The 24,271-nt window shown below is 63.9% G+C and carries 21 protein-coding genes, 1 tRNA gene and 1 pseudogene; 11 read left to right on the top strand and 12 right to left on the bottom strand.

Annotated features, from left to right (window positions below):
* Positions 1-22 precede the first annotated feature (22 nt).
* From DY468_RS18605 to DY468_RS18585, 5 genes are all read right to left on the bottom strand, one after another.
* Entirely contained in the window at positions 23-1,558 is a 1,536-nt protein-coding gene (locus DY468_RS18605) for a sugar ABC transporter ATP-binding protein (protein WP_164606276.1), read from the bottom strand.
* An 11-nt stretch (positions 1,559-1,569) separates the two neighbouring features.
* Positions 1,570-2,691 carry an SMP-30/gluconolactonase/LRE family protein gene (locus tag DY468_RS18600; protein ID WP_164606268.1) on the bottom strand — a complete coding sequence of 374 codons (1,122 nt, stop codon included), beginning with the start codon at positions 2,689-2,691 and terminating at the stop codon, positions 1,570-1,572.
* Positions 2,691-4,841, bottom strand: a complete 2,151-nt coding sequence (locus DY468_RS18595) for an ABC transporter permease (protein WP_164606267.1) — start codon at positions 4,839-4,841, stop codon at positions 2,691-2,693. Before DY468_RS18595 ends, DY468_RS18600 begins: the two co-directional genes overlap by 1 nt.
* Positions 4,842-4,936: 95 nt before the next feature.
* Positions 4,937-5,962: a sugar ABC transporter substrate-binding protein gene (locus DY468_RS18590; RefSeq protein ID WP_164606266.1), complete on the bottom strand. Its 1,026-nt coding sequence runs from the start codon at positions 5,960-5,962 to the stop codon at positions 4,937-4,939.
* Between the two features lie 72 nt (positions 5,963-6,034).
* The gene (locus DY468_RS18585) at positions 6,035-6,967 is read right to left on the bottom strand and encodes an ABC transporter permease (protein ID WP_230763969.1); all 933 of its coding nucleotides are present in this window, start codon (positions 6,965-6,967) and stop codon (positions 6,035-6,037) included.
* Positions 6,968-7,177: 210 nt separating this feature from the next.
* Here DY468_RS18585 and DY468_RS18580 point away from each other — a divergent pair, with 210 nt between their 5' ends.
* On the top strand, positions 7,178-8,137 hold the full coding sequence (locus DY468_RS18580; protein ID WP_246701032.1) for a LysR family transcriptional regulator: 960 nt from the start codon (positions 7,178-7,180) through the stop codon (positions 8,135-8,137).
* 21 nt (positions 8,138-8,158) lie between these two features.
* On the opposite strand, the gene DY468_RS18575 is transcribed toward DY468_RS18580, so the two are convergent.
* From DY468_RS18575 to glmU, 3 genes are all read right to left on the bottom strand, one after another.
* Positions 8,159-8,953, bottom strand: a complete 795-nt coding sequence (locus DY468_RS18575; RefSeq protein ID WP_164606264.1) for a DUF502 domain-containing protein — start codon at positions 8,951-8,953, stop codon at positions 8,159-8,161.
* A gap of 273 nt (positions 8,954-9,226) precedes the next feature.
* Positions 9,227-11,053, bottom strand: a complete 1,827-nt coding sequence (gene glmS / locus DY468_RS18570) for a glutamine--fructose-6-phosphate transaminase (isomerizing) (RefSeq protein WP_164606263.1) — start codon at positions 11,051-11,053, stop codon at positions 9,227-9,229.
* A 126-nt stretch (positions 11,054-11,179) separates the two neighbouring features.
* Complete coding sequence (gene glmU, locus DY468_RS18565; protein WP_164606262.1) at positions 11,180-12,538, bottom strand: bifunctional UDP-N-acetylglucosamine diphosphorylase/glucosamine-1-phosphate N-acetyltransferase GlmU; 1,359 nt, start codon at positions 12,536-12,538, stop codon at positions 11,180-11,182.
* Positions 12,539-12,704: 166 nt separating this feature from the next.
* On the opposite strand from glmU, the gene DY468_RS18560 reads away from it, so the two are divergent.
* Complete coding sequence (locus tag DY468_RS18560) at positions 12,705-14,099, top strand: SPOR domain-containing protein (RefSeq protein WP_164606261.1); 1,395 nt, start codon at positions 12,705-12,707, stop codon at positions 14,097-14,099.
* A 72-nt stretch (positions 14,100-14,171) separates the two neighbouring features.
* Positions 14,172-14,552, top strand: coding sequence for a hypothetical protein (locus DY468_RS18555; protein WP_164606260.1), 381 nt, complete (start codon positions 14,172-14,174; stop codon positions 14,550-14,552).
* Here DY468_RS18555 and DY468_RS18550 read toward each other — a convergent pair.
* Positions 14,512-16,083 carry a glycoside hydrolase family 17 protein gene (locus DY468_RS18550; protein WP_246701033.1) on the bottom strand — a complete coding sequence of 524 codons (1,572 nt, stop codon included), beginning with the start codon at positions 16,081-16,083 and terminating at the stop codon, positions 14,512-14,514. The two genes, DY468_RS18555 and DY468_RS18550, sit on opposite strands and share 41 nt — an antisense overlap.
* Positions 16,084-16,410: 327 nt before the next feature.
* Between DY468_RS18550 and DY468_RS18545 the strand changes: the two genes are divergently transcribed.
* The 5 genes from DY468_RS18545 to DY468_RS18525 all read left to right on the top strand — a co-directional run bounded on the left by DY468_RS18545 (position 16,411) and on the right by DY468_RS18525 (position 20,951).
* A complete protein-coding gene (locus DY468_RS18545; RefSeq protein ID WP_164606274.1) occupies positions 16,411-16,992 on the top strand; it encodes a beta-1-3, beta-1-6-glucan biosynthesis protein in 582 nt (193 codons plus the stop codon).
* 187 nt (positions 16,993-17,179) lie between these two features.
* Complete coding sequence (locus DY468_RS18540) at positions 17,180-20,014, top strand: glycosyltransferase (protein ID WP_164606258.1); 2,835 nt, start codon at positions 17,180-17,182, stop codon at positions 20,012-20,014.
* Positions 20,015-20,168: 154 nt separating this feature from the next.
* A tRNA-Lys gene (locus tag DY468_RS18535) sits at positions 20,169-20,244 on the top strand.
* A gap of 358 nt (positions 20,245-20,602) precedes the next feature.
* Positions 20,603-20,746 carry a light-harvesting antenna LH1, beta subunit gene (gene pufB, locus DY468_RS18530; RefSeq protein WP_011158204.1) on the top strand — a complete coding sequence of 48 codons (144 nt, stop codon included), beginning with the start codon at positions 20,603-20,605 and terminating at the stop codon, positions 20,744-20,746.
* A 25-nt stretch (positions 20,747-20,771) separates the two neighbouring features.
* Positions 20,772-20,951 carry a light-harvesting protein gene (locus DY468_RS18525; protein WP_011158203.1) on the top strand — a complete coding sequence of 60 codons (180 nt, stop codon included), beginning with the start codon at positions 20,772-20,774 and terminating at the stop codon, positions 20,949-20,951.
* 115 nt (positions 20,952-21,066) lie between these two features.
* Here the strand turns inward: DY468_RS18525 and DY468_RS18520 are convergent, their stop codons facing one another.
* Positions 21,067-21,270, bottom strand: coding sequence for a hypothetical protein (locus DY468_RS18520; protein ID WP_110784352.1), 204 nt, complete (start codon positions 21,268-21,270; stop codon positions 21,067-21,069).
* A gap of 90 nt (positions 21,271-21,360) precedes the next feature.
* Positions 21,361-21,762, bottom strand: coding sequence for a RidA family protein (locus DY468_RS18515; RefSeq protein WP_164606257.1), 402 nt, complete (start codon positions 21,760-21,762; stop codon positions 21,361-21,363).
* Between the two features lie 188 nt (positions 21,763-21,950).
* Here DY468_RS18515 and DY468_RS18510 point away from each other — a divergent pair, with 188 nt between their 5' ends.
* Positions 21,951-22,841 (top strand): DMT family transporter, encoded by an 891-nt coding sequence (locus tag DY468_RS18510; RefSeq protein WP_164606256.1) that lies wholly within the window; start codon positions 21,951-21,953, stop codon positions 22,839-22,841.
* Here the strand turns inward: DY468_RS18510 and DY468_RS18505 are convergent.
* Positions 22,838-23,083 (bottom strand): BrnA antitoxin family protein, encoded by a 246-nt coding sequence (locus DY468_RS18505; RefSeq protein WP_164606255.1) that lies wholly within the window; start codon positions 23,081-23,083, stop codon positions 22,838-22,840. The two genes, DY468_RS18510 and DY468_RS18505, sit on opposite strands and share 4 nt — an antisense overlap.
* A gap of 409 nt (positions 23,084-23,492) precedes the next feature.
* On the opposite strand from DY468_RS18505, the gene DY468_RS18500 reads away from it, so the two are divergent.
* Both DY468_RS18500 and DY468_RS24820 read left to right on the top strand, forming a co-directional pair.
* Entirely contained in the window at positions 23,493-23,708 is a 216-nt protein-coding gene (locus tag DY468_RS18500) for a hypothetical protein (protein WP_013502561.1), read from the top strand.
* A 74-nt stretch (positions 23,709-23,782) separates the two neighbouring features.
* Positions 23,783-24,142, top strand: a pseudogene (locus DY468_RS24820) (integrase core domain-containing protein); the annotation flags it as partial.
* Positions 24,143-24,271: the final 129 nt, after the last annotated feature.

Raw genomic sequence — 24,271 nt, 5'->3', positions numbered from 1 at the left:
CGCCGACCGCCGGGTCGCTCCGTCAGTGCACCGCCGCGTAGAGGATCTTGTCCTGGGTCGCATCGGCCGCGTCGAACTCGGCCACGATACGGCCAGTCCGCGCGACGAGAATGCGATCCGAGACGGCGAGTACTTCCGGCAGGTACGACGAAATCACCACCACTGCTTTGCCCTCGTCGGCCAGCCGGCGGATTTCACCGTGGATGTGCGGGATCGTGCCGACATCGACGCCGCGGGTCGGCTCGTCGAAAATGACGATCGAAGGATCCTGCACCAGCGTCTTTGCCAGCACCACCTTCTGCTGGTTGCCGCCGGAGAGCTCGATAATCTTGGCCTTGCGTTGCAGCGCGCTAATCTTGAGGCGCTCGACCCAATAGCTCGCGAGCTTGCTGCGCCGTGCCCGCGACAACAGGAAGCTCCACCCCCGACGGGTGGCAAGGCTGCCGATATAGACGTTGTCGTCCACTACCATGGTTTCGAAGAAGCCGTTGGCCTTGCGGTCCTCGGTAATGTAGGCGATGCCGTCATCGATCGCCTGGCGTGGGACGCGATAGCGGATCGGCTTGCCACGCAGCCTTATGGTGCCGCCGTTGACGAGATTGCGCTTCAACGCTCCGTAGATGATCTTGGCGATTTCGGTCCGGCCCGATCCGATCAAGCCGGCGATACCAACCACCTCCCCGGCGTAGACCGAGAACGACATGTTCTTGACCGTCATCCCCATGGTGACGTTTTCGACCGTCAGCACTTTCTCGCGCCGCTGATGGCTCCTTTCGGGTTTGCGGTAGGCGACCTGCGCCACGTCTCGCCCGACCATATGCTGGACCAGAGCTTCACGGGTGAATTCGCGGGCGGGCGCGGTGATCACCAGCTTGCCGTCGCGCAGCACGGTGATGCGATCGGCAATCTGCAGCGATTCTTCCAAGGCATGAGATATGTAGACGATCGAAACGCCGCGGCTGCGCAAATCGCGTACCAGATGAAAAAAGTGGACGATCTCCTCCGGCGTGAGCGACGCCGTCGGTTCGTCGAAAATGATGATCCGCGCCTTGTGATAGATTGCCCGTGCGATCTCCACCATCTGCTTCTTGGCGGTGCCGAGCAGCGCGACGGGTGTCGCGGGATCGACGTGGAAGTTGAGCGACTGCAGAAGCTGCTGAGCCTGAATGTTCAGGGTGCGGAACCGCGTCAACAGCTTCTCGTTGCCGAGTTCGATGTTCTGCGCCGCCGTCATCGTCGGGACCAGGCTGGTCTCCTGGTAGACCATGCAAATTCCGGCATTCAGAGCATCCCGCGGCTGCTCGAACCTGGTCGGCTTGCCGTCCAGCAAGAACTCGCCCGAGGTCAGTTGGATCGCGCCGGCTATCGCCTTGCAGAGCGTCGACTTGCCTGCGCCGTTCTCACCGACCAACGCGTGCACTTCTCCTGGATGAAGATCGAAATCGACACCCTCGATGGCATGAACGCCACCATAGATCTTCGAGCCACTTCGGATCCGTAGCACCGGCTCGCGGGACGCGCTCGGCGCCCCCGGGTTCGGCTCGCGTGCCGCCTGCATCACCCCATGACTCATCGCAGGTCTCCCGTGTAGTTCAGCAGGCATCCGGCGCCACGCGCGGCGATGATCACGCCGGAATGCGTCGCGCAAGCCGCAGTGAGGCCGTGGAATCGACCGCCGGCACGGCTGTGCAGACTGTCTGCCACTTCGCCCTCGGCATCCAAATGCACCAACAGACCGTAAGACCGAGGCGGCGCCCAAGGTTTCTGAATCCCGAGCGCTTTGACGCTGCCGATCTGCATCGGCTCGAGGCAATCGCTGCCACCCGCGAGCGCAGGCGCCACCCAATAGTCGGGCGGCATCGACGCCATCATGTCGTTGCGGAAGTCGTCTTCCTTGAGCACGAACTCGATCAGGTGAGTCCGGCGCGCGAACACGGCGAGCAGCAGCCCACCGCGGCCGTCCGGATGCAGCCGAGCCGGATAGCCAGGCATGTTGGCAGCGATCACCTCGCGTGAGCCGATCCCGCTCGGCCCGAGCGCGAACCGGCTGAGCCGATGCGCCCAGCTCTCGGTCAACCACAGGCTGGCGCCGTCCGGCGATACGGTCACGCCGTGAGAATACGGCAGATCCCGCAGCACTTCCTGCGGATCGTCCAGCCCGGCTCCGCAACTGATCAGGCGACCGTTGGATCGCTTCTCCATCAGGTCGCGCCGCCACTCGTCGGGTTTTCGGCCGACGCTGCCTTCGACGGCAAAGATGCGGCCGTCGGGCGCCGCCGTGACCGACAACAATCCGACAAGCGGTCGCCCGCCGACATCATTCAGCCAGCGAGGTTCGGGCTGCGCCGGATCGATCGCCGCGAGCCCCCGACCGGCAACGCAGACCAGAAGGCGTCCGTCAGGATGCAGCGCCAGTCCGCCCGCCTCGCCGTCGAACTCCGCCATGATCGTGCGGGTCACATAGTCAGTGCCGCTGAGTTTCAGCACGCGGCGTCCGGCCGAGACGTAGACGGCTCCGCCGCCGGCGTCGATCACGTCATCGACACCGGGCAGCGGATCACCAATGACCACAGCCGTATCGAGCCGGTCGTTCGGACTCATCGCGCCGTCGAGCGGCGGGATAGCATCCTGCCCTCCGTCCCGATCGATGACGCTTCTGATATCGCGCAACAGATGATCGAAGAATCCCATCAGCCCGTCACCTTCGTCGTCGCGCGGCTCTTCGCCCCCCAATAGGCGTCGTAACCGGTCCAACTGTCGTCGACACCGTCAAGCTTGATACGCCCGATCCGGTTGTTCTCGAGTCCTCCGAGGTACAGATAGCCCTGGTGCTCGCGCATCGAGGTCAGCGTCGAGTGCGAAATTCCGGTCGGATCCCACCACGACTCCAGCGCCTCGCCATTCTCGTTGAACTTCAGCACGCAGCCATGATTGAGCGCCGGCGCCAGCCATTCGTCGGTCGGCACCTGCTTCACCATACGCAGCCGAAAGCCGGGCTTGCGCGCCGCAAGATCGAACGTCGGCGTGCGGATACCTACCAGCGCCAGCCAATAGGTGCCGTCCGAGGCCCGATTGATGTTGTCGGGATTGCCGGGCAGCTCGTCGATCAGCACTTCCGTGCGCCCCTTCTTCGGCCCCTCGATCCAGTGGCGGAATACTTTGCACAGCGAGGTCGAGGCGATCAGGATCGATCGGCCGTCGTGGGAAACGCAGATTCCGTTCGGGAAGTAGAAATGGTTGATCACCGTCCGGGTCGTCTTGGTCGCCGGGTCGTAGCACACCACGCGGCCGTTCGGTCGGCCTTCGAGAATGTCGAGCGTGTTGGTCGTCATCTCGTAGCGCGTGGTGCAGTCGCTGAAATAGATCTTGCCGTCGGGCGCAATGTCGAGATCGTCGGCCATGCGCAAGCGGCTGTCGTCGTTCAGCTTGTACCAGGTGCGATTGGTCTCGTCGGTGACCTTGAAGACGCGGCCGTCCGGCGCCACGCCGTAAACACCCATGCCGGCGACCGCCACGATCAGGTTCTCGTCGCGATCGAACTGCATCCCGAGGGGACGGCCGCCGATATGCGCGAACACCTCCCGCGTTTCGAAATTCGGCCCCGAGAAGCGGATCACGTTGCCGTCACGGGTCGAGCCGTACAGCCGCCCCTGGCGATCGAGAATGACGTCTTCGGGCCCCTCGACCTGATCGATGCCGATCCCCTGCGCATTGATCAGCCGGTCGTTCTGCGCATAAGGCGATCCCGACCCTGCGTGAACCGCAGGCGCCGCGGCGAGCGGCACGAAGGCCGGATTGACGTAGATCTTCTGGATCGCCTTGCCGCGGTTCTTCGACCATTTGACGTCGATGCCGACAGCCACCAGCAGGATCAGGCCGGTAACGGCGGAGGTCACGTAACCCGGCACCCCCATGCGGACCAGACCGTTGATGAGGAGGAAGATGATCACCGCGCCGATCATCGCCCGCCAGACGGTGCCCTTGCCGCCGGCCAGCGAGACGCCTCCGAGAACCACGGCAGTAAGCGCCTGAAACTCCCAACCGACACCCGTTGTCGAGTCGGTCGACGCCTGACGCGCGGCATAGAAAATGCCGCTCGCCGCGCACAGCGTGCCGGACAGCACGTAGGTCATGAACAGCATCAGCCGAACGCGAATGCCGGCGTGTCGCGCGGCCTTGCGGCTGGCGCCGATCGCGGTCAGATGCCAGCCATAGCGCGACCGCGACAGGAACACATGGCAAATCAGCAAGACCACGAACAGCGTGGCCGCGTTGATCGGGATCCCCAGCACGGTGCCGCCGCCGATGAAATCCCAGGAGTCGCTTTCGACCGAATTGGTCGCGAAGACCTGCGCGTATTGGGTGTTGAGCAGATTGACCGAGGCACGCAGGATGATCAGTGTCACCAGGGTTGTGAGGAACGGTCGGGTCTTGAGAAAGCCGATCAGGAAGCCGTTGATGCTGCCGAGCAGCGCGCCGATCACGAGCGTGGCAGGGATGGCCGCTTCGACCGGCCATTCGCGCACCAGCAGGAAGTACAGCGCCGCGAAATTGCAAAGCGCGAAGATGGCCCCGACCGACAGATCGATACCGCCCGTGACGAGGCAGAACCCCATCGCGAGCGCCACGAAGCCGAATTCGGCGAACAGCCGGAGCAGCGATACCGAGCTTTGAACCGAGGCATAGTCGGGAATGGTCAGAGCGAAGTAGGCCCACAGCCCGATCATGACCGTGAATGGCACGACCGGCTCGAACCACTGCTTCAGCATCAGTTCGGACAGCAACAAACGCGGTGAAAACCGTCGCACCGACGCGGCAAAGGAATCAACTGCCATCGACATCGTCAATCACTCCCACGATCCGATCGCCGTGGCTCCCGGATTCTGATTATTGGCGAGCCGGCGCGGGCAGCCCCCGCACCGGCCATCGCGTCTGGCTAGTTCTTCTTGGGCAGCGCAAAGCAGGTTCCGGCGACCGAGGCGTTGGTCTTGTCGATCCAGACCGGCCGCGTGTAGTAGGCGAGCTTTTGGCTGCCCGGCTTGTCGCTGAGCATCAACAGCGTTTCCGCCGCGAACATCAGATCGTGACCTTGCTCCGTCGCCTTGTAGCTGAGGAACTTGCTGAAATTCCCGGACGACACCTGATCGCAATCGAGCTGCGAGCCCTCCCCCGAAGCGAAGACTTTCACATCGTCGATCTTGCCGGCGTTGCGGATCGCCTGGGCGGCGCCCGACTCCATGATGCCCCAGAAACCAATCGAGGCGCAGAGATCGGGGTGCTGCTGAATTACCGTGGCGGTGATGTTCAGCGCAGTGTTTGCATCCCAATTCGCCGCCTGGTTGGACACCACCTTGATGTTGGGGTCTTTGTTCAGGACCTCCATGATGGCACCGACTTGGTCGACGCTGGCTGCGGCCGCCAACTCGCCCTGCACGATCTGAACCTTGCCGGACTTGCCCGAGCCTGTGCCGCATGCCTTGACGACTTCTGTCGCCAGCATTCGGCCGATCTCCCGCCAGTCGACGCCGACGAAGGCGCCCGACTTGTAGTTCGACGACATGTTGACCTGGATCACATGAGTGCCCTGAGCCTCGGCACGCTTCAGGTCCTTCATCAGCAGCGTCACGCTCGGGTTCTGCACGATCAGCACGTCGGGCTTCTGATCGACCAGGGCGGTCAGCGCCTGCTGCATCGCGGAGGGATTGTTGTTGGGATCGCGGACGATGTATTTCATGCCGCGCCACTCCGCCTCTTCCTGCACCACGCGGCCCCATTCGTCCGCGAGAGGCACGCCCAGCGCGATCGGCAGATAGGCGATCGTCTTGCCCTGCAGCGCCTTGTCGTAGGCTGCGCGCAGCTCGCGGCCGGCCTTGGTGCCTTCGTCTTGCGCCGACGCCGCAAACGGTAGCGCCGCCAACACGGCCCCGGCGACCAGGATCGTCCAGACCTTGGTTGTCTTCATCGTCTCCTCCAGATGTTATTATTTTGATTTGATTGAAACGTCTCTCGATCGTCGGCGGCGCCGCCTCGTCGGTCAGTCGCCCTGGCGCGCGGTCTCCTCGTCTCGGGGATGCAGCCAGTTGTCGAGCACGATCGACACCAGAAGCACGACGCCCTTGATGATGTTCTGAACTTCGCTGTTGACGTCCATGATGGTGAACGCGTTGAGCAGCGTGCCGATCAGCACGCAGCCGACCACGACGCTGAACACGCTGCCGCGGCCGCCGACCAGGCTGATGCCGCCGATCACCACGACCAGAACGACGTCGAAAATCATCGTGCCCTGGGTGATCGCCATCTGCATGCTGCCGGTGGTGCCTATCCAGACCAATCCCGCAATCCAGGCGAGCAAGGCGACGAGCACGTGCTCCAGAACGATCAGCGGCCGCAGCGGAATGCCGGTCAACCGTGCCGCCTCGGGATTGTCGCCTTGCGCATAGATGAAGCGTCCGATCGACGTTCGCGACAGGAAGAAGTGCATTGCGATCGCTGCGACTGCGAACACCAAAATCGGAACAGGAATGCCGAACAGCCGCCCGGCGCCGAAATACATCAAGCTCGGCAGATCCTTCGGCGCATAGACCACCCACGCCGGGGCAATCCAGAACGCCAGCCCGTAGATCACGAAGCCCGCGGCCAGCGTCACGAACAGCGCCGGCGCCTCGACGAACGCGACCATCACGCCGTTGACGATGCCGATCAGCACCGCAATGCCGAGCGCCAGCAGCACACCGGCGCCCACCGACATGCCGTTCTGCATGTAGATCAGCGCGATCGCCCATGAGCCGGCCATGATGGCGACTTCGGACAGGTCGATACCGCGGCTGATCACGATCAGTCCCATGCCGAGGCCCAGCACGCCGAGGATCGAAATGCTGCGCAGCAAATTCAGAAGATTGGAAACGGACGCAAATCCGTTGAGGGTCAGACCGAACACCACCAGAAGTGAAATCGTGATGAGGAGCACGATCTGCTCCTGGCTCGGCTTCCCCAGCGCCGCGCCAAATCGCGACGATGCTGCAGTTGCAGCAACACCGCGCGAGGGTGATTGCACGCTCATCGTTTCCTTCCAGTTTTATTTTTTTGCAAATCTAAGAGTGCCCGCTAGTATTCGTCAAATGCATTCGGCGGATATGGATCGATCTATTTCATGCATATACGAAACGTCGATCTGAACTTGTTCGTTGTGTTCGACGCGATCTACACCGAGGGCGGTGTAGGTCGTGCGTGTTTTCGCCTGAACTTGACCCAGCCGGCAGTCAGTCACGCATTGGGGCGCCTGCGTGCGATGTTCGACGATCCATTGTTCGTGCGCAGCAACCACGAGATGACGCCGACGCCTCTGGCGCGTCAGATCATCACGACGGTGCGCCAAGCTCTCAACGGGCTCGAGACGACGCTGACGCATGCGAGCAGGTTTGATCCGGCGCGGACGCCCAAGCGCTTCGTGATCGGGCTACGCAACAATCTCGAAGCGCCGCTCGTCAGCGCACTGATCAACCGGATCAGCACGGTAGCGCCGCTGGTTGAGATAGCTACGGTGCGTAGTGAGCGCGCCAATTTGGAGCGGGAGCTTGCGGCCGGCACGCTCGATGTCGCGATCGACACGCTGTTGCCGATTTCAGCGGAAGTGCGGCGTGTGCAAGTCCTCAGTGAAGACATCGCGGTCTTTGCCAGGCGCGATCATCCCGATTTGCGCAAGCGGCTCGATGCGAAGACCTACCTGCGGCTGGAGCATGTCTGCGTCACCTCGCGCCGCAGTGGCCTCTCGTTCGAGGACTTCCAGTTTCAGCGGCTCGGTCTCAAGCGCACCGTTCGGCTGACCTGCCAGAATTTTGCCACCGCCTGCCACGTCGTCAGCCGCAGCAACATGCTGCTCACGGCGGCCGAGAGCGTCGATTCCGTGCTGGGTGATCCGGATTTGCTGCAGTGCCTGCCCTGCCCGTTCCCGATCACGCCTCACGTCAATTATCTCTATTGGCACGCGACAGCCGAAAGCGACACGACCAATCAGTGGCTGCGGGAACAGCTCCGCGCCACAGCGGCGCAGATGGAGGAGAGTCGGTCGGGCAGGAAGAAGCGCTCATCGACCAGAACGCGCGGCGTGCCGATGTCGGCCAGCGTTCCGGCCGAGTGACGCCCCCGGCAGATCGACGGATCAGTCGACCTTGTCGGGAGCCTTGGTGACGCGACGGCGCGAGAACGCCGATTCGGGCTCGCCGGGTTCGCGGACCTTCTTGGCCGCGAGCGCAGTCGCCGCCAGCGCCGCGATCTTCTTCTGCGGATCGGAACCCGGCTGCACCACGCCGGCCGACATGATCAGCGTCGCGGCCTCCTCGGCGCTCATGTCGACCGGGATGACCTTGCTCCGCGGGACATAGAAGAAGAAGCCCGTGGTCGGGTTCGGCGCGCACGGCAGGAACACCGAGATGTGCTCGTCCTGGCTCGGGATCTTGGTCGCGACCTCCTGGTTCGGCGGCAGCGAGATCAGCACGATCGACCACATGCCCGGCGACGGAAATTCGACCAGCCCGACCTTGCGCAGGCTGTTGCCATTGCCCGAGAACAGCGTCTCGAACACCTGCTTGAGGCCGCGATAGATCGCCCGCACCACCGGCATCCGGCCGAGCAGCCGTTCGCCGAGATCGACCAGGCTGCGACCGATCAGGTTGGCGGTGAGGAAGCCGAGCAACGTCAAGGCGACGAACGCGACGACCAGACCGGAGCCGGGCACCGCGAACGGCAGATAGGTTTCAGGACGGTAATCCGGTGGCACCAACGGGCGAACGAAACCGTCCACCCAGTTCACGAACCACCAGGTCAGATAAAAGGTGATTGCGACCGGGCCGGCGACGATCAGGCCTGTCAGGAAGTAATTGCGGAGACGCCCCATCACGCCGCGCGGCGGGTCCGGCGGAACATCGCCGGTCGGGGTCGGAAGCTGGTCGGTCATCGGCAGTCCAGGTCGGTGCTACGGATGTCGCGGCCGAAGCCCCGACGCGAGGTTCAGTGTAGCAGACCGCCCTGGGGATAAGCGATCGATCCGACCCGGCCAGGCTCGATCGCGGCACTTCGGCGTTCTGCCAACGCCGCCAGATATAAGGGCTCCTGCAGCCAGCAACAACCGGCCGGTGTGGACAGCCGGCCGGCCGCGACAACTTGCCGGATGCCGCGGCAGATCTCTGCGACCGCTTCGCGCCGAGGGCCCGCTGGAGGCGCGAACGCCCTATTCCACCGTCACCGACTTCGCCAGATTGCGCGGCTGGTCGACGTCGGTGCCCATCACGACGGCCGTGTGATAGGCGAGCAGTTGCACCGGGATGGCATAGACCATCGGGGTGAAAGCCGACGCCATGTCCGGCATCACGATCGTCACCATTGAGTCGACGGTGGCCTCTTCGGCGCCCTTGGCATCGGTCATCAGGATGATCCGGCCGCCGCGCGCGGCCACTTCCTGCATGTTGGAGACGGTCTTCTCGAACACCCTGTCGTAAGGCGCGATCACCACCACCGGCATCTTCTCGTCGATCAGTGCGATTGGGCCGTGCTTGAGTTCGCCGGCGGCATAACCCTCTGCGTGAATGTAGGAGATTTCCTTCAGTTTCAGCGCGCCTTCCAGGGCCAGCGGATACGACGTGCCACGGCCGAGATAGAGCACGTCCTGAGCTTTGGAAATGTCGCGCGCCAGCCGCTCGATCTGCGGCTCGTGCGTCAGCGCCGCCGCCATCAGCCGCGGCAGCTCGATCAGGCCGTGCAACAGCTTGGCTTCGTCGTCATCGGTCAAGGTGCCGCGCGCCCGCCCGGCCGCGATCGCCAGCGCCGCCAGCGCCGTGAGCTGACAGGTGAACGCCTTGGTGGATGCCACGCCGATCTCGGGGCCGGCCAGGGTCGGCATCACCACCTCGCTTTCGCGAGCGATGGTCGAGGTCGGAACGTTGACCACCGACAGCGTGTGCAGCCCCTGCTCCTTGGCGTAGCGGAGCGCCGCCAGCGTGTCGGCGGTCTCGCCCGACTGCGAAATGAAGATCGCCAGATCGCCCTTGCGCAGCGGCGCCTCGCGATAGCGGAATTCCGACGCGATATCGATCTCGACCGGCAACCGCGCGAAACGCTCGAACCAATATTTGGCGACGTAACCGGCGTAGTTCGCGGTCCCGCAGGCCGTGATCGAGAGCTGCTGGACGTCCTTGAAGTCGAACGGCAGCTTCATCGGCAACGCGATCCGCTCGCTCGCCATATCGAGATAGCGTGCCAGGGTGTGGCCGACGACTTCCGGCTGCTCGTGGATCTCCTTGGCCATGAAGTGGCGATAGTTCGCCTTGTCGACCACGAACGACGACGCGCCCGACTTCATCACCTCGCGCTTGACGACGTCCCCCTTGGTATCGCGGACTTCGGCGCTGGTGTGGGTCAGCACCACCCAGTCGCCATCGTCGAGATAGCTGATGTCGTCGGTGAGCGGCGCCAGCGCGATGGCATCCGAGCCGAGATACATCTCGCCATCGCCGTAGCCGATCGCCAACGGCGAGCCTTTGCGCGCACCGATCATCAGATCGTCGTAGCCCTTGAACACGAAGGCCAACGCGAACGCTCCGCGCAGCCGCGGCAGCGCCGCCTTCACCGCGTCCTGCGGCGACAATCCCTTGGCCAGAAACGAATTGACCAGATGCGCGACGACTTCGGTGTCGGTCTCGCTGGCGAAGGTCGCTCCGCCACCCTCGAGCTCGTCACGCAGCTCGCGGAAATTCTCGATGATGCCGTTGTGCACGACCGCGACGCCGGACGCCGCGTGCGGATGCGCGTTGGCTTCGTTCGGCTTGCCGTGAGTTGCCCAGCGGGTGTGGCCGATCCCAACGTGGCCAGAGAGCGGCTGCCGCTTCAGCACCGCCTCGAGATTCTTCAACTTGCCTTCGGCCCGGCGGCGCACGAGCTCACCGCCTTCGAGCGTTGCGACGCCGGCCGAGTCATATCCGCGGTACTCGAGCCGCTTCAGCGAATCGACCAGTTGCTCGGCAACCGGTCCACGTCCCAGAATTCCGATGATGCCGCACATGCGGTTGAATGATCCCCAGTTCGCCGGGCGCCCCGTCGGCGCTCCCGACTTCTAGCGGCTTCTGCGAAAGCCTTGGTAGTCAACAATTATTGCGATTTGACACAAGGTTAAACCAAACCGGTGGCGTCAATGCCCCTTCGGCTTGCGATGGCGCGCCTTGGCGTCCCGGAAGCGCTTGGCCCAGCCGTCCTTGGCGGTCTGCACATTGCGTTCGACCGCCAGCGCGTCGTCCGGCACGTCCTTGGTGATCACTGAGCCGGAGCCGACATAGGCGCCGGTGCCGATCTTGACCGGCGCGACCAGCGACGAATTCGAGCCGATGAATGCGCCCGCCCCGATCTCGGTCTTGTGCTTGTCGAAGCCGTCGTAATTGCAGGTGATGGTGCCGGCGCCGATATTGGCGGAAGCGCCGATATGGGCATCGCCGATATAGGTCAGATGATTGACCTTGGCGCCGGCGTCGATCTGCGCCGCTTTGGTCTCGACGAAATTGCCGATCTTGGCGCCCTCGCCGAGCGACGTTCCCGGCCGCAACCGCGCATAGGGACCGACCTGCGCCTTGCTGCCAATCTTGGCTTCGGAAAGATGCGAGAACGAGTGGATCACCGCACCGTCGGCGATCGAGACGCCGGGGCCGATCACCACGAACGGTTCGATGACCACGTCCTTGCCGAACGTCGTATCGGCAGCGAGGTAAACGGTGTCCGGCGCGATCAGCGTGACGCCCGACGCCATTGCGGCCTGGCGCAGCCGAGTCTGCATCACGGTCTCTGCCTCAGCGAGTTGCGCCTTGGTGTTGATGCCGCGGACCTCGTCCTCGCTGGTCTCGATCACGCTGGCGGTCAGGCCGAGATCGCGAACGATCCCGACCGCATCGGTCAGATAGTATTCGCCCTTGGCATTGGCGTTCCCGATCTTGTCGAGCACGTCGAGCGCGATCTTGCCGTCGATCGCCATTACACCGGCGTTGCACAGCGTGATCTTCAGTTCGTCCGCACTGGCATCCGCCTGCTCGCGGATCGCCGTGAGCCTGCCGTCCTCGACGACCAGCCGGCCATAGCCGGTCGGATCGGCCGCGCGGAAACCGAGTACCACCAGTGACGAGCCGTTGCGTAGCGGCGCGCGCAAGCGTGCGAAGGTCTCGGCCGAGATCAGCGGCGTATCGCCGAACGCAATCAGCAGATCGTCGGCACCTTGGGCAATCGCCTCACGCGCCGCGAGCACCGCATGTGCGGTGCCGAGCCGCTGTGCCTGAATATAAATCGCCGCGTCCGCACGAACCCGTTTGGCCTCGTCGCCGACCGCCTGATGATCGGGACCGATCACCACCGCCAGCCGATCATGATCCCCGTGCGGTGCCGCGCTCAGCACATGGGCGAGCAGCGAGCGACCTGCAACTGGGTTCAGCACCTTCGGCAGCGAAGATCGCATCCGCGTCCCCTCACCGGCTGCAAGCACGATCGTCAGGCTGGTTCTGGCAGTCATTCCAAGATCCGTCATTTGCTGGTGCGGCCCTCTTAGAGCGTTTTGCGCCGAAGTGGAAACGCCATTCCCGCCTCCGCCAGCATCGCGGCCCACCTGAAAACGGCAATTCCCTGATACTGTTGGCGATCTGATTCGCGTTGCACGCCCAAGGCTTTGAGACCATCCGATGGCCAGAAAGACCGACGATCTGGCAGACAGCTTCTCGACCGAGGAGACCGGCGGCTGGCTGACGCATCTCCTGGCGGACGAGGAAGACCTCGGCCCTCAGGACAAATGGCGCCTCGGCTCGTGGGCGGCGGCCTCACTCGGGGCGGTGGTGCTCGCTATCATGGCTGTCCAGAACGCCTCCGACAGGCGCCAGGAGCAGACTGCGGCGACGGAAGTCGCCAAGCAGTCGCAGATGATTCAGCGCCTTGCCAAGGACACCCAGACGGCCACCAGCCGGCTGACGGCCGCCATCGACACGCTGAACACCGACCGTGACCGGCTCTACGCGCGGGTCGGAACTCTCGAGCAAGGTCTCGATTCAGTCACCGGCTCAATTGCCCGCGAGCCGACCGGGAACGGCAAACCGCCGGCCGCCGCTGCCGACACCCCAATGGATCGGTGGGGAGCTGCCGCATCTTTACCGGAAATCCCCGCCAAGCCGGCGGCACCAGCCGTGTCGACTGCACCAGCCATGCCGGCGGTCGAGGCCAAACCGAACGGCACCGTCGCCCCCGCCAGAAAATGGGGTGCAATCGAACCACCTCCCGCTGCAGCTCCGCCGCAGCCAACAGCATCGATCGTCGCTGCCGAGCCCGCTCCAGCCTCGCCGGCAATAGCGCCTGCGGCTGCGCCTCCGGTCGCGCCTCCCGTTCAACTCGAAGCGAAAAAGCCCTCGGAAGAGAAACGCCTGGCCGAAGTTTCTCAAGAAAAATCTAGGCCCGACAAGCATCGCCTCGAACCCGCACCGCCGCAGCCTCCCGTAGCGCAGACTACGACCGCGGCGATCTCGACCACGCCCCTGATCCCGTCCCGGTCGATTCTGGCGCCGCCTGATCCCGGAGCGGCAAAGCTGCTCGAAACAAAAGCGGCATCGACCCCGGAGATTCCGACTGCTCCCGAGGTGGTCCCGGAAACCCCGGCCCCTCGCACCGAGTTCGGCGTCGATCTTGGCTCCGCCAACACCGTCGAGGGTTTGCGCGGTCTATGGCGCAAGCTGTCGAAAACCCACAAGACGCTCGAAGGCCTGCAGCCGATCATCATGATCAAGGAAAACGGCAATTCGAGCCAGTTGCGACTGGTGGCCGGTCCGATCGGCGATGCCGCCGCAGCGGCAAAAGTCTGCGCGACACTCGGCAGTGCGGATCGGGCCTGCGAGGCCTCGGTTTACGATGGTCAGCGACTGCCAATGGTCGCACCAGCCAGCGCGCCGCAACCGCCCCCGAAGCATCCGACACGCCGGCATCGCGAGCGGGTCACGTTGCAGTCGGAACCGCCGCCCGCCCCGGCGCCGCCGCAAGAGACACCGCCGCCGCCACAGCCATCTGCCCTGTCATCGATCCTCGGCATCCGCTAAAAGCCCGAGCGGTCATCGTCACGACCGCCGCACCAGCTTGTTCGCCCCCAGGAAGCGCAGCATAATCACGCCATGAAGAAGAAGCCGTTCCGCCTCACCCCCTATCAGGTGCAATTCCTGCTGATCGTCGGCTTTGCGACCGTCGGCTATGCCCTGTACTTGCGCTATCTCGCGATCGAGCTGTCGACGGTTGCGCTGGCCTGCGACGCCGGCCTGCGGTCGATGCTCTGCAAATCCCGAACGCTGATGACGTATCTGTTCCAGAACTCGGTGTTCGGAATCGCCGCGCTGGTGATCGCGGCACTGCACTTTATCAGGCCGTCGATCGTGCTGCTGACCGGCGGACTGATCTGCGCCGGCTTCGGCATCGTGCTCTACAATATCGCGCTGTCGGGAATTGCGATCGGCCTGCTTATTTTGGGGTTTGCGCGACCCGCGCCCGCCACAGCGTGAGCGCCAGCATCGCATAGACCGCGCAGGTCCACAGCGACTGCCAGTTCTTTGGCCCTTCGTTGAACACCGTGTAGAGCGCACATGCCGCGATCAGCCCGGCGAACGACGCTTCGGCGATCGGCCGGGCGCCCTGCTGCGGACGGTTGACCAGCATCAGCATGAACAACGGCACCACCGCCATCGTCAGCGCCGCGAACGGGAAATCCCGATAGCGCGGATCGAAGGTGAATCCGAGCGCGGTCTCTGCGCCGATCAGCACCGTCACCGCCGCCGCCAGACCGAGCGCCCAGGCCGCCAGCGATCGCGTCCGATCTTCGCGCGGCCCGAATAGGTCGAGGAACGTCGGAATCGAACGTCCCGACATCAGCGCATGAGCGGCGAGGATCGGTGTCACGACGCCGCTCGCCAGCAGCAGGCTCCACTGCGCCCAGCGCCCGACGCCGTAGCTTTCGACCAAAAGCTTGTCGACGGCCACGCCGAGAAGAATGCCCGCCACCGTTGCAGAGGTGCCGACCGCCAGCCACGCCACCAGACGCGGCGACCATGGACGGCGACGCAGCGTCAGAATTGCGGTCAAGAACACCACGATGCTCAAAGCCATGCCGGCGCCGGCAGCGATCTTCCATTGCGGGAAATTGCTGATCGGCTCGCCGGCCGGATACTTCAACGCGCGGCTATCGGCGTCGATCAGGCCCCAGTAGCCACCGACAGTGCCTTCGAGGTTGCGCTTCCAAGGCTGGTCGTAAGCCTCGATCAGATTGACCCGGAAGTGTTCCCGCTTGGCCAGGGTCAGGATCTCCGACACCACCCGCGCCTGATTGGCGCGCGACGGCAGCGCGCCTTCCCGCATCCGGCCGGCGCTGGGCCACCCGGTTTCGCCGATCAGGATTTCCTTGCCTGGGAACGCGACCGCGACCTGCTTGCGGATCGCATCGACGTGGTTGGCGGCGTAGCGGGCGCGGACCGGCATGTCCTCCCAATACGGCAGAATGTGAATCGTCACGAAATCGACTGCGTCGTAGATCTCGCGGTTACGCAGCCAGTATTCCCACACGTCGGCGTAGGTGACAGGCACCTTGGCCTGCGCCTTCACCAGCCGGATGGTCGCGGCCAGATCCGCCGTTGTCATCTCGCCGCGCAGCAGCACTTCGTTACCGACCACCAGTCCGGTGATGACGTCAGGATAGGCCTTGACGAGACCGACCGCGGTGGCGATCTGCGCCAGATTCTTGGAACGATCGTTGGACAGCCAGATGCCCTGCAGCACTTTCAGCCCGACCTTGGCGGCGAGCGGCGGAAGCTGATCGAGGCCATTGTCGATCGAATAGGTCCGGACGCAATTCGAAATCTTGGCGAGCTGCGCCATGTCCTGCGCAATCTGCTCGGCGTCGATATGGGTGGTCGGGTCGAGCGGCGTCTGCGTGCCGCGGAACGGCGCGTAGGACACGCATTCCAGTTTCGACCCGGCCTCGATCGGCGCGCGTTCGAGCGTAATCGGCGTGGCGATCCACCACCACACACCAAAGATCATGGCCAACGAGATCGGGATCAACAGCAGCGGCGTGCGCAAGGGTTCGGATTCCGTCCGTTGAAAAAGGGTCCCGTCGATTAGCCGCTCGCGATCGATCTGCCAAGGCCGCGTTGTGTCCCCTCCGCTTCCCGGCTCCGCGGCGCACGATGTTGATGGGGCATCAATTGGTCGCCATGCTGCCGAGGAGGAGCTGGCATTGCTGGACAAAATCCAAAATGTCCGTCATGGGATTCTGCCGAGGGCCACGCCCTATCAGCGACGAATTCAAGCGGCATCAGGTGGATGGGACCGGCGCCGCAGTGGCCCGGCAACGAGATCGGGGACATGATGCGACGAGTTATCCTTGAGTTCCAGAACGCGATGCTGCGTTGCCTGGCGGTGAGCGGTCTTGCCCTGACGATCGGCGTCGGCGGCGCCATAGCCCAGAGCGGCGATCTGCGCGCGCAGGATCAGACGCAGAAGCAGCCGGCGGCCGGCAACAATCAGCCGGCCCAGTCGACAGCCGACGCGCTCAAGGAAAGCCAGAAGAAGACCGACGAGTTCGCCGAGGCGGCGCAGGCCATCAACGGCCCGGCGGGCAATCCCGAATGCGTCTGGCTCGGCCGCCGCGTGGTGGTGCTGATGTGGCGAGACGACCTCGACACCGCGTTCCGCCACCTCGATATGTACGACCGGTTCGGCTGCCCGACCGGGCACATTCAGGCCGCGTTCAGATGCGTCGTGCGATCGGGTCCCATTGACCCGAAATCCCCCGACAGCCTCAGTGGACGCGTGCACGCATGCTGGATCAATCCGACGGCTCAGCAACAGCCCGCTGCAGCCGCCGCGACGCAGCCCGGCCCGGCCGCAAAGCCGGCGCAGGGATCGGCCCAGCAACCGGCTGCTCCGGCTCCCGCGCCCGCGAAATAACCGCACGGCACGGGGGAACGATCGGGATCTTCTCGGGTTCGCCAGTCGGACGCCCTCAATTCGCCATGGGGGCGGTCGAGTTGCTTGAACTCGGGACGCATTGCTACTGTGATGCGCCGATGCTGTGGACGGACCTTGGGGACGGGTTGGTCCACCTGCCAACCTGGCCCCTGATGGTTTAGTTGCGATGCGCGTCGTCGTCGTCGTTCTTTTTCTCGTCGCTGCCGCTCACGCTGCGCTCTGGGGCCTCCTTCGGGAGAAACAACAAGCCGCCGACTTCACCGGCATTTTGCCGAGCGTGTCGTATGCGCCGTTCGATGGCTCGGGGCACCCGGACGTCGACAACTTCCCCTCCGCCGAGCGAATCCGCGCCGACTTGAAGAAGCTGGAACCGCTGACGCGCGCGGTCCGCCTGTATTCGTCGACCGGCGGTCCCGAAATGGTGCCGCCGATCGCCAACGAATTCGGCCTCAAGGTCAATGTCGGCGCCTGGATCGACAAGGACGTCACCCGCAACGAACGCGAAATCCAGTCGGCGATCGACCTCGCCAAACACAACGCCAATGTCAGCGGCGTCGTGGTCGGCAACGAAACGGTGTATCGCGGTGACCAGATCCCGCTGGAAAATCTCGGCCTGAGCGACGAAGAGCGCTACCGGCTCGTCGCCGAAGAAAATCAGCGGGTCCGCGACGCCGAGGCACAGCCCGCCGACAAGCGCGACGAAGCGGTGCGCTGGGCGACCGCCGAGAACAACGTGCGGCGGCTGACCCGGCTGATCCAGCGGGTGAAATCGCAGGTCAAGGCGCCGGTCACGTCGGGCGAAATCTGGAACATCTGGCTCGAGCACCCCGAGCTCGCCTCCTCGGTCGACTTCATCGCTGCGCACATCCTGCCTTATTGGGAAGGCTTCTCCTCCAAACAGGCCGTCGATCAGGCGATGATCATCTACCAGAAGCTGCGCGACGCCTTCCCGGGCAAGCGCATCGTGATCGCCGAATTCGGCTGGCCGAGCGCGGGCTATAACCGCAAGGCCGCCGTACCCGGCCAGTTCGAGCAGGCAGTGACGCTACGCAACTTCGTCAGCCGCGCCGACGCCATCGGCATGGAATACAACATCGTTGAAGCGATCGATCAGCCCTGGAAGTTCTTCGAAGGCGGCGTCGGTCCGTATTGGGGCTTCCTCGACGCCTCGCGGCAGCCGAAATTCGCCTGGACCGGGCCGGTGGTCGACCCGAACTACTGGAAACTCGCCGGCATCGCCCTGCTCGTCGGCATCCTGCTGTCGCTGCCGATTCTTCAGCTCGCCGCGCCGACCGCGATGCAGACGCTGCTGCTGTCGGCGGCCGCCCATGGCGCCGGCGCCTGGGCCGCAACTGTGTTCGCCTTTTGGAACGGCCACTACTTCCTGTTCGGTTCAGCCTTCGCGCTGACGCTGGGCATCATTTTGCTGGTGCCGCTGGTCGCGATCGCCCTGGCGCGAATCGAGGAAATCTCGGCCGTGGCCTTCGGCCGCAAGCCGCGGCGGCTGATCACCCGCGCCCTGACCGACGCCCAGGAAGCCAAGCGCGCCGCCGCGATTGCGAAGGGCGAACCGGTGGCCTTCCCCAAGGTCTCAATCCACGTCCCGGCCTATTTCGAACCGCCGGAGATGCTGAAGCAGACGCTCGATGCTCTGGCGCGGCTCGACTACCCGAACTTCGAAGTCGTGGTGATCATCAACAACACGCCCGACGCCGCCTTTACCGATCCGATCCGGGAACACTGCCGCGAGCTCGGCGAGCGCTTCAAGTTCATCAACGCCCAGAAGGTCAAAGGCTTCAAGGCCGGCGCGCTGCGGATCGCGATGGAACGCACGGCGGTCGACGCCGAGATCATCGGTATCATCGACGCCGACTATGTGGTGACGCCGGACTGGCTGAAAGACCTGGTGCCCGCATTCGACGACCCGCGGGTCGGCCTGGTGCAGGCGCCGCAGGAGCATCGCGACGGCGACCGCTCGCTGATGCACTACATCATGAACGGCGAATATGCCGGGTTCTTCGACATCGGCATGGTCCAGCGCAACGAATACAACGGCATCATCGTGCACGGCACGATGTGCCTGATCCGCCGCGCCGCGATGGACATGGCCGGCGGCTGGTCGAGCGACACGATCTGTGAGGACTCCGATCTCGGCCTCGAGATTATGGAGCATGGCTGGCTCACCCACTACACCAATACCCGCTACGGCTACGGCCTGCTGCCGGACACCTACGAGGCGTTCAAGAAGCAGCGCCATCGTTGGGCCTATGGCGGCTTCCAGATCATCAAGAAGCACTGGCGCCGGTTCCTGCCGGGCAACAGCCGACTCTCCCGCGATCAGCGCCGCGAGTTCGGCGTCGGCTGGCTGAACTGGCTCGGCGCCGAAAGCCTCGGCGTGGTGGTGGCGATCCTCAACCTGATCTGGGTGCCGATCGTCGCCTTCGCCGACATCGCGATTCCCGACAAGATCCTGACCCTGCCGATCATCGCCTCGTTCATCGTCACATTGGCGCACTTCCTGGTGCTGTACCGGTTGCGGGTGAAGGTCGGCGTGCCGCAGATGCTGGGCGCCATGATTGCGGCGATGTCGGTGCAGTGGACGGTATCCCGTGCCGTCGCCCAGGGCCTGATCACCGAACACCTCGCCTTCGCCCGCACCTCCAAGGGCGGCCTGACGATGATGTCGGTCGAATTCCAGGCGTTCTGGGAGGCCGTGATCGGCGTACTGCTGCTGATCGGCGCCGCGATCCTGGTGGTCTCCAACAGCAACATCCAAATCACGGAAATCTACATCTTCGCAGGCGTCCTGGTCCTGCAGAGCCTGCCGTTCCTGGCGGCGGTGGTGATCGCAATTCTGGAGAATTCACGAATCAACCAGTTCGGCTGGTGGACCGCGACGGCGGTGCGGACAGCCGAACTGATCGGCCTGCGCCCGGTGGCGCTGCCGACCACGATGCCGGCGCCGCAGAAGGTGGGCTCCGATCTCCAGCGCGACGCCTGAACGACGGCGGCGGCCGCCGGCCGAGCTGAATGGTTGCACGAGGAAGACAGGATAAATAGCTGTGGGCTTGAGCTAATTTGGCTTGGGTCGGGGCAACTGCGGTCACCGCGGGTATTGACCCCGCCGGCCCCGCCCCCTACACAGCGCCTCACGTGAGCGCGTAGCTCAGCCGGTAGAGCACGTGACTTTTAATCATGGGGTCGAGGGTTCGAGTCCCTCCGCGCTCACCATGCGCCTTGGAATCAGTCCTTCCGACGCGGTGACAGCCTGTCGCTGATCATCAGCGCTCGCCATAGACGGCGCGCCCGACGACCACCTCTTCCATGAAGCCACCGTCTGGTGCGGCCGGATAGGCCTCGATTGAGCCAATCATCGGGGTTGCTCGATAGAAGGCAAGCGCGGCGTTGCCGCTGCCAGGCGTTGCGAAACACGACCTCCCCGGCACCTTACGACCAACGGATCACGCGGCCCTCACGAAAATTTGTTCCTGCTCAATGTTCGGTGCGGGGGAGCCGGTCAATATGCGCGCCATCGAGGGCCGCACCGCGGCTCGGCGATGCGCAAGAAACCCCATTATGAGGTCTCAAAATGGCTGACAAGACGCTGACCGGCCTGACGGTCGAGGAGTCCGAAGAGCTCCACAAGCACGTGATCGACGGCACCCGCATCTTCGGTGCGATCGCGATCGTCGCGCACTTCCTCGCCTACGTTTACTCGCCCTGGCTGCACTAATTAGCTGCCCAAAGGAGTATAGAATATGAATCAAGCTCGTATCTGGACTGTGGTGAAGCCGACCGTCGGTCTCCCGCTCCTGCTCGGCAGCGTCACCGTGATCGCGATCCTGGTGCACTTCGCTGTGCTGTCGCACACCACCTGGTTCTCGAAGTACTGGAACGGCAAGGCCGCGGCGATCGAGTCGTCGGTCAACGTCGGCTAATCAATACTGCTCGTCTGAGCTGTATTGCCGAACCGGGCTCCGAAAGGGGCCCGGTTTTCGTTTTGGGGTTCGCTAGCCGCGGCGAGCCTTGAATGCCCCTCCCGCAGCCGCGCGGTCAGGCCCTCGCCTTCGGCGCGGCCAGCGCGGTCGCGGTGCGCTTGATGGTTTTGGCCACCAGCAGCGCCTGCTCCTTGGTCAGGGCAAAGTCCTGCACGCCCTTCTGCGTGGTCAGCGACAGGATCATCACCTCCGGCTGATTCTCCGGCCAGCCGGTGGCGAAGGCGGTGACGAAATCGGCCGAGGTCGAGCGCTGGGTCATCGAACGAAACTCCTTAGGACAGCTCGCGGCTCATTGGCCGAAACCGGCCGCGCTGGCAAGCATCCGCAAAGCTAAGTCGACCAGGCAGCTTCACCGCGCCGGCACGAACGCCGTCACCTCGAGCTCGACCTTGGCCCGAGGATCGACCAGCCCGCCGATATAAAGCAGCGTCGAGGGTGGGAAATGCCGGCCCAGCGTCTCCTTCCAGGCCGCTCCGATGCCGGCGCCAGCGGCCTCGTACTCGGCGCGGCTGGTGAGATACCAGGTCAGCCGCACGATGTGCTCCGGTCCGGCACCGGCGTCGGCCAGCAGCCGGATCACACGCCGCAGCGCTGCGCCGACCTGGGCTGCAAGGTCGTCCGATTCGTATTCGCCCTGATCGTTGGTCCCCGTCTGGCCCGCCAGCACCAGCCACTGGCCAGGGCCGCTGAACGCAACGCCGTGTGAGAAGCCTCGTGGCTTTGCCCATCCGTCCGGTTGCAGCACCCGCATCGTCGATCCTCCCTTAGGTCACCGGCTTGTTCGCCGCTTTGACCACGATTGCGCGCACAAGCGGCGACGGAAATCAACCGCAGCGACCGCAGGCGCCTCTCCACGGCACGGTGGTTGCCAAGGCTGCTGTTGTCGAAGATAGAGCGCTCAAGGAAACGCCGACGCCATCAACGAGCCAAACCGCCGCGATGACCAGCTCTCCCTCGATCCTAAAAGCCGCGCTGTGGATGGCCGGCTGGCTGGCGCTGATGGTGATCGTCGCCGTCGCCGGCCGCGAGACGCTGCGCGAGCTGAACGTGTTCCAGGTAATGGAGCTGCGCTCGTTGATCGGGTTCGCGATGCTGTACCCGCTGATCCACAGATTCGGCGGGCTGACTGCGATGGCGACATCGCGGCCGCTGGCGCATCTGAGCCGCAATCTGGTGCATTACGCCGCGCAGCTCGGCTGGTTCTACGCGCTGACGCTGATCTCGATCGCCCAGGTGGTGTCGATCGAGTTCACGATGCCGATCTGGATCGCGATCCTGGCCGCGACCTTCCTCGGCGAGCACATGAACGTCTGGAAGATCACGGCGATCGTGCTCGGGCTGATCGGCGTCGTGGTCATCGTGCGACCCGCGACCTCTTCGGTCGATCCGGGCCAGTTGATCGCGCTTGGCGCCGCAGTCGGATTCGGAATCTCGGTCACCCTGATGAAGTCGCTGACCCGCACCGAGAGCACGCTTGCGATCATCTTCTGGATGCTGATCATCCAGAGCGCCGCGGGCCTCGTTCCGGCGCTGTGGCTGTGGCAATGGCCTTCTGCCTATGCCTGGATCTGGATCGTGATCCTCGCGTTCTGCGGCACGTTTTCGCACTATTGCATGGCGCGGGCGCTGACCAATGCGGACGCCACCGTGGTGGTGCCGATGGACTTCCTGCGGGTGCCGCTGTCGGCGACCGCCGGCTGGCTGATCTACGGCGAGCGGCTGGATGCCTACACGGTGGTCGGTGCTGCGCTGATCCTGACCGGCAATCTGCTCAATCTGCGAGGCGCGCCGCGGCCGCCCGCAGCAGCCCAGATCCGACGCTCGTCCTAATCGTCGAACCCGGCGGCTTTGCGCAGAGCCGCGTTGATGCGATCCTGCCAGCCGGGGCCGCCTTCCTGGAAATGCTCCAGCACGGCCTGATCGATCCGCAGCGACACCATCTCCTTCACGCCGGGCAGCGCCTGACGCTTCGGCGGCGCTTCCACCGGCTTGGTGGTGGCCTTCTTGAAGGCGGCCTCCGCCTCGGTGCGGGCATCGTTCAGCGTGCGGGGACGGCGGGGCGGCTGCGACATGGCGGTTTTCTCGGCAGGTTGATCAGAGTTAAGGCGTTGACGCGACTCGCGGAATGACCGGTGCAACAAGATGCGCGGCAGCTCCGACAAAGCGGTGCTTTGCGATGCACAAGACTCAACTGCGACAGGCTTCGAGACGGGTTGATCACGGTCGCTTTCCGACCGCAATAGTAATTGAATCGCTAACGACTGTGTTCGAAATCGAGAAGTCGCCACACTGTCTCATCCAAGGCGTGCAGTGCAGAATCGAATTTCTCAAAACGAACGCATTTGTGTTGCGACATCGTCAGAGTTCCGAGTGTATAGTTCGTGCAACTGAGGTGGTGATCACTTCGGTCGAACATGTATCTGAACATTCAGATCCACCGAGCAATCAGGTCCAACGCTTTTGAATGATGAGGAGGTCACGATGCCGGCGATTGCTGAAGTCCTGTCGACCAACGTTCCTCGTCCCGCACCACGCGGCAGCGATCTTCCCACCTGCCCGGTCTGCGCCGACTCGATGGTCGCGGCCGAAGCATCGGCGTATCTCACCGAGAGCGTGGTGAGCTACCTGTGGACCTGCGACACCTGCGGCTACGGTTTCGTCACCAAGCATTCGGTGAAACGCTTTTCCTGCAACTGATCAGCACTGAAGAGTGTGGTTATCCCGCACGCCATATTGGCCACTGTTCTTGCGCCTCCGGTGTCCATCGTGGACTCCGTGCGATCCCGGACACCTCGATCCCCGGTCGGCGGGTTGGCCCGCGAGATGACCGCGATCGTCAGATGACCGCGATCGTCGAACGGCACGGCAAGCCGGGGATGATTGTTTCCGACAACGGCACCGAGTTCACCTGCGACGCCATGCTCGCCTGGTGCCGGGACAACAACATCGACTGACATTTCATCGCGCCCGGCAAGCCCATGCACAACGGGTTCGTCGAGAGCTTCAACGGCCGCACGCGTGACGCGCTTCTCAACAAGAGGCTGTTCTTCGAACTCCACGACGCCCGAACCAAGATCGCCGCCCGGATCACCAACCACAACGCCGAGCGGCCACACTCGGCGCTTGGCTACCTCTTGGGTTCACGATGCAAGTGCAACACCTGCTACAGTGGTGTTGCGATGGGACAGTGTTATGGCCAGCTCAGCCTCGAGGAGCGCGTTGAGATTTATCGCCTGCATGCGGGCGGTATATCTCAAAAT

Origin of the sequence: Rhodopseudomonas sp. BR0M22, assembly GCF_010907035.1 — a bacterium.
GTDB lineage: Bacteria > Pseudomonadota > Alphaproteobacteria > Rhizobiales > Xanthobacteraceae > Rhodopseudomonas.
This window is presented reverse-complemented; position numbering and strand designations above follow the sequence as displayed.

Bases quoted from the DNA above. Each gene is read 5' to 3' on its own strand.
- DY468_RS18605 (WP_164606276.1), bottom strand. From the start codon at position 1,558: ATGCAGGCGGCACGCGAGCCGAACCCGGGGGCGCCGAGCGCGTCCCGC.
- DY468_RS18600 (WP_164606268.1), bottom strand. From the start codon at position 2,691: ATGGGATTCTTCGATCATCTGTTGCGCGATATCAGAAGCGTCATCGAT.
- DY468_RS18595 (WP_164606267.1), bottom strand. From the start codon at position 4,841: ATGTCGATGGCAGTTGATTCCTTTGCCGCGTCGGTGCGACGGTTTTCA.
- DY468_RS18590 (WP_164606266.1), bottom strand. From the start codon at position 5,962: ATGAAGACAACCAAGGTCTGGACGATCCTGGTCGCCGGGGCCGTGTTG.
- DY468_RS18575 (WP_164606264.1), bottom strand. From the start codon at position 8,953: ATGACCGACCAGCTTCCGACCCCGACCGGCGATGTTCCGCCGGACCCG.
- glmS (WP_164606263.1), bottom strand. From the start codon at position 11,053: ATGTGCGGCATCATCGGAATTCTGGGACGTGGACCGGTTGCCGAGCAA.
- glmU (WP_164606262.1), bottom strand. From the start codon at position 12,538: ATGACTGCCAGAACCAGCCTGACGATCGTGCTTGCAGCCGGTGAGGGG.
- DY468_RS18560 (WP_164606261.1), top strand. From the start codon at position 12,705: ATGGCCAGAAAGACCGACGATCTGGCAGACAGCTTCTCGACCGAGGAG.
- DY468_RS18555 (WP_164606260.1), top strand. From the start codon at position 14,172: ATGAAGAAGAAGCCGTTCCGCCTCACCCCCTATCAGGTGCAATTCCTG.
- DY468_RS18550 (WP_246701033.1), bottom strand. From the start codon at position 16,083: ATGATCTTTGGTGTGTGGTGGTGGATCGCCACGCCGATTACGCTCGAA.
- DY468_RS18545 (WP_164606274.1), top strand. From the start codon at position 16,411: ATGCGACGAGTTATCCTTGAGTTCCAGAACGCGATGCTGCGTTGCCTG.
- DY468_RS18540 (WP_164606258.1), top strand. From the start codon at position 17,180: ATGCGCGTCGTCGTCGTCGTTCTTTTTCTCGTCGCTGCCGCTCACGCT.
- pufB (WP_011158204.1), top strand. From the start codon at position 20,603: ATGGCTGACAAGACGCTGACCGGCCTGACGGTCGAGGAGTCCGAAGAG.
- DY468_RS18525 (WP_011158203.1), top strand. From the start codon at position 20,772: ATGAATCAAGCTCGTATCTGGACTGTGGTGAAGCCGACCGTCGGTCTC.
- DY468_RS18520 (WP_110784352.1), bottom strand. From the start codon at position 21,270: ATGACCCAGCGCTCGACCTCGGCCGATTTCGTCACCGCCTTCGCCACC.
- DY468_RS18515 (WP_164606257.1), bottom strand. From the start codon at position 21,762: ATGCGGGTGCTGCAACCGGACGGATGGGCAAAGCCACGAGGCTTCTCA.
- DY468_RS18510 (WP_164606256.1), top strand. From the start codon at position 21,951: ATGACCAGCTCTCCCTCGATCCTAAAAGCCGCGCTGTGGATGGCCGGC.
- DY468_RS18505 (WP_164606255.1), bottom strand. From the start codon at position 23,083: ATGTCGCAGCCGCCCCGCCGTCCCCGCACGCTGAACGATGCCCGCACC.
- DY468_RS18500 (WP_013502561.1), top strand. From the start codon at position 23,493: ATGCCGGCGATTGCTGAAGTCCTGTCGACCAACGTTCCTCGTCCCGCA.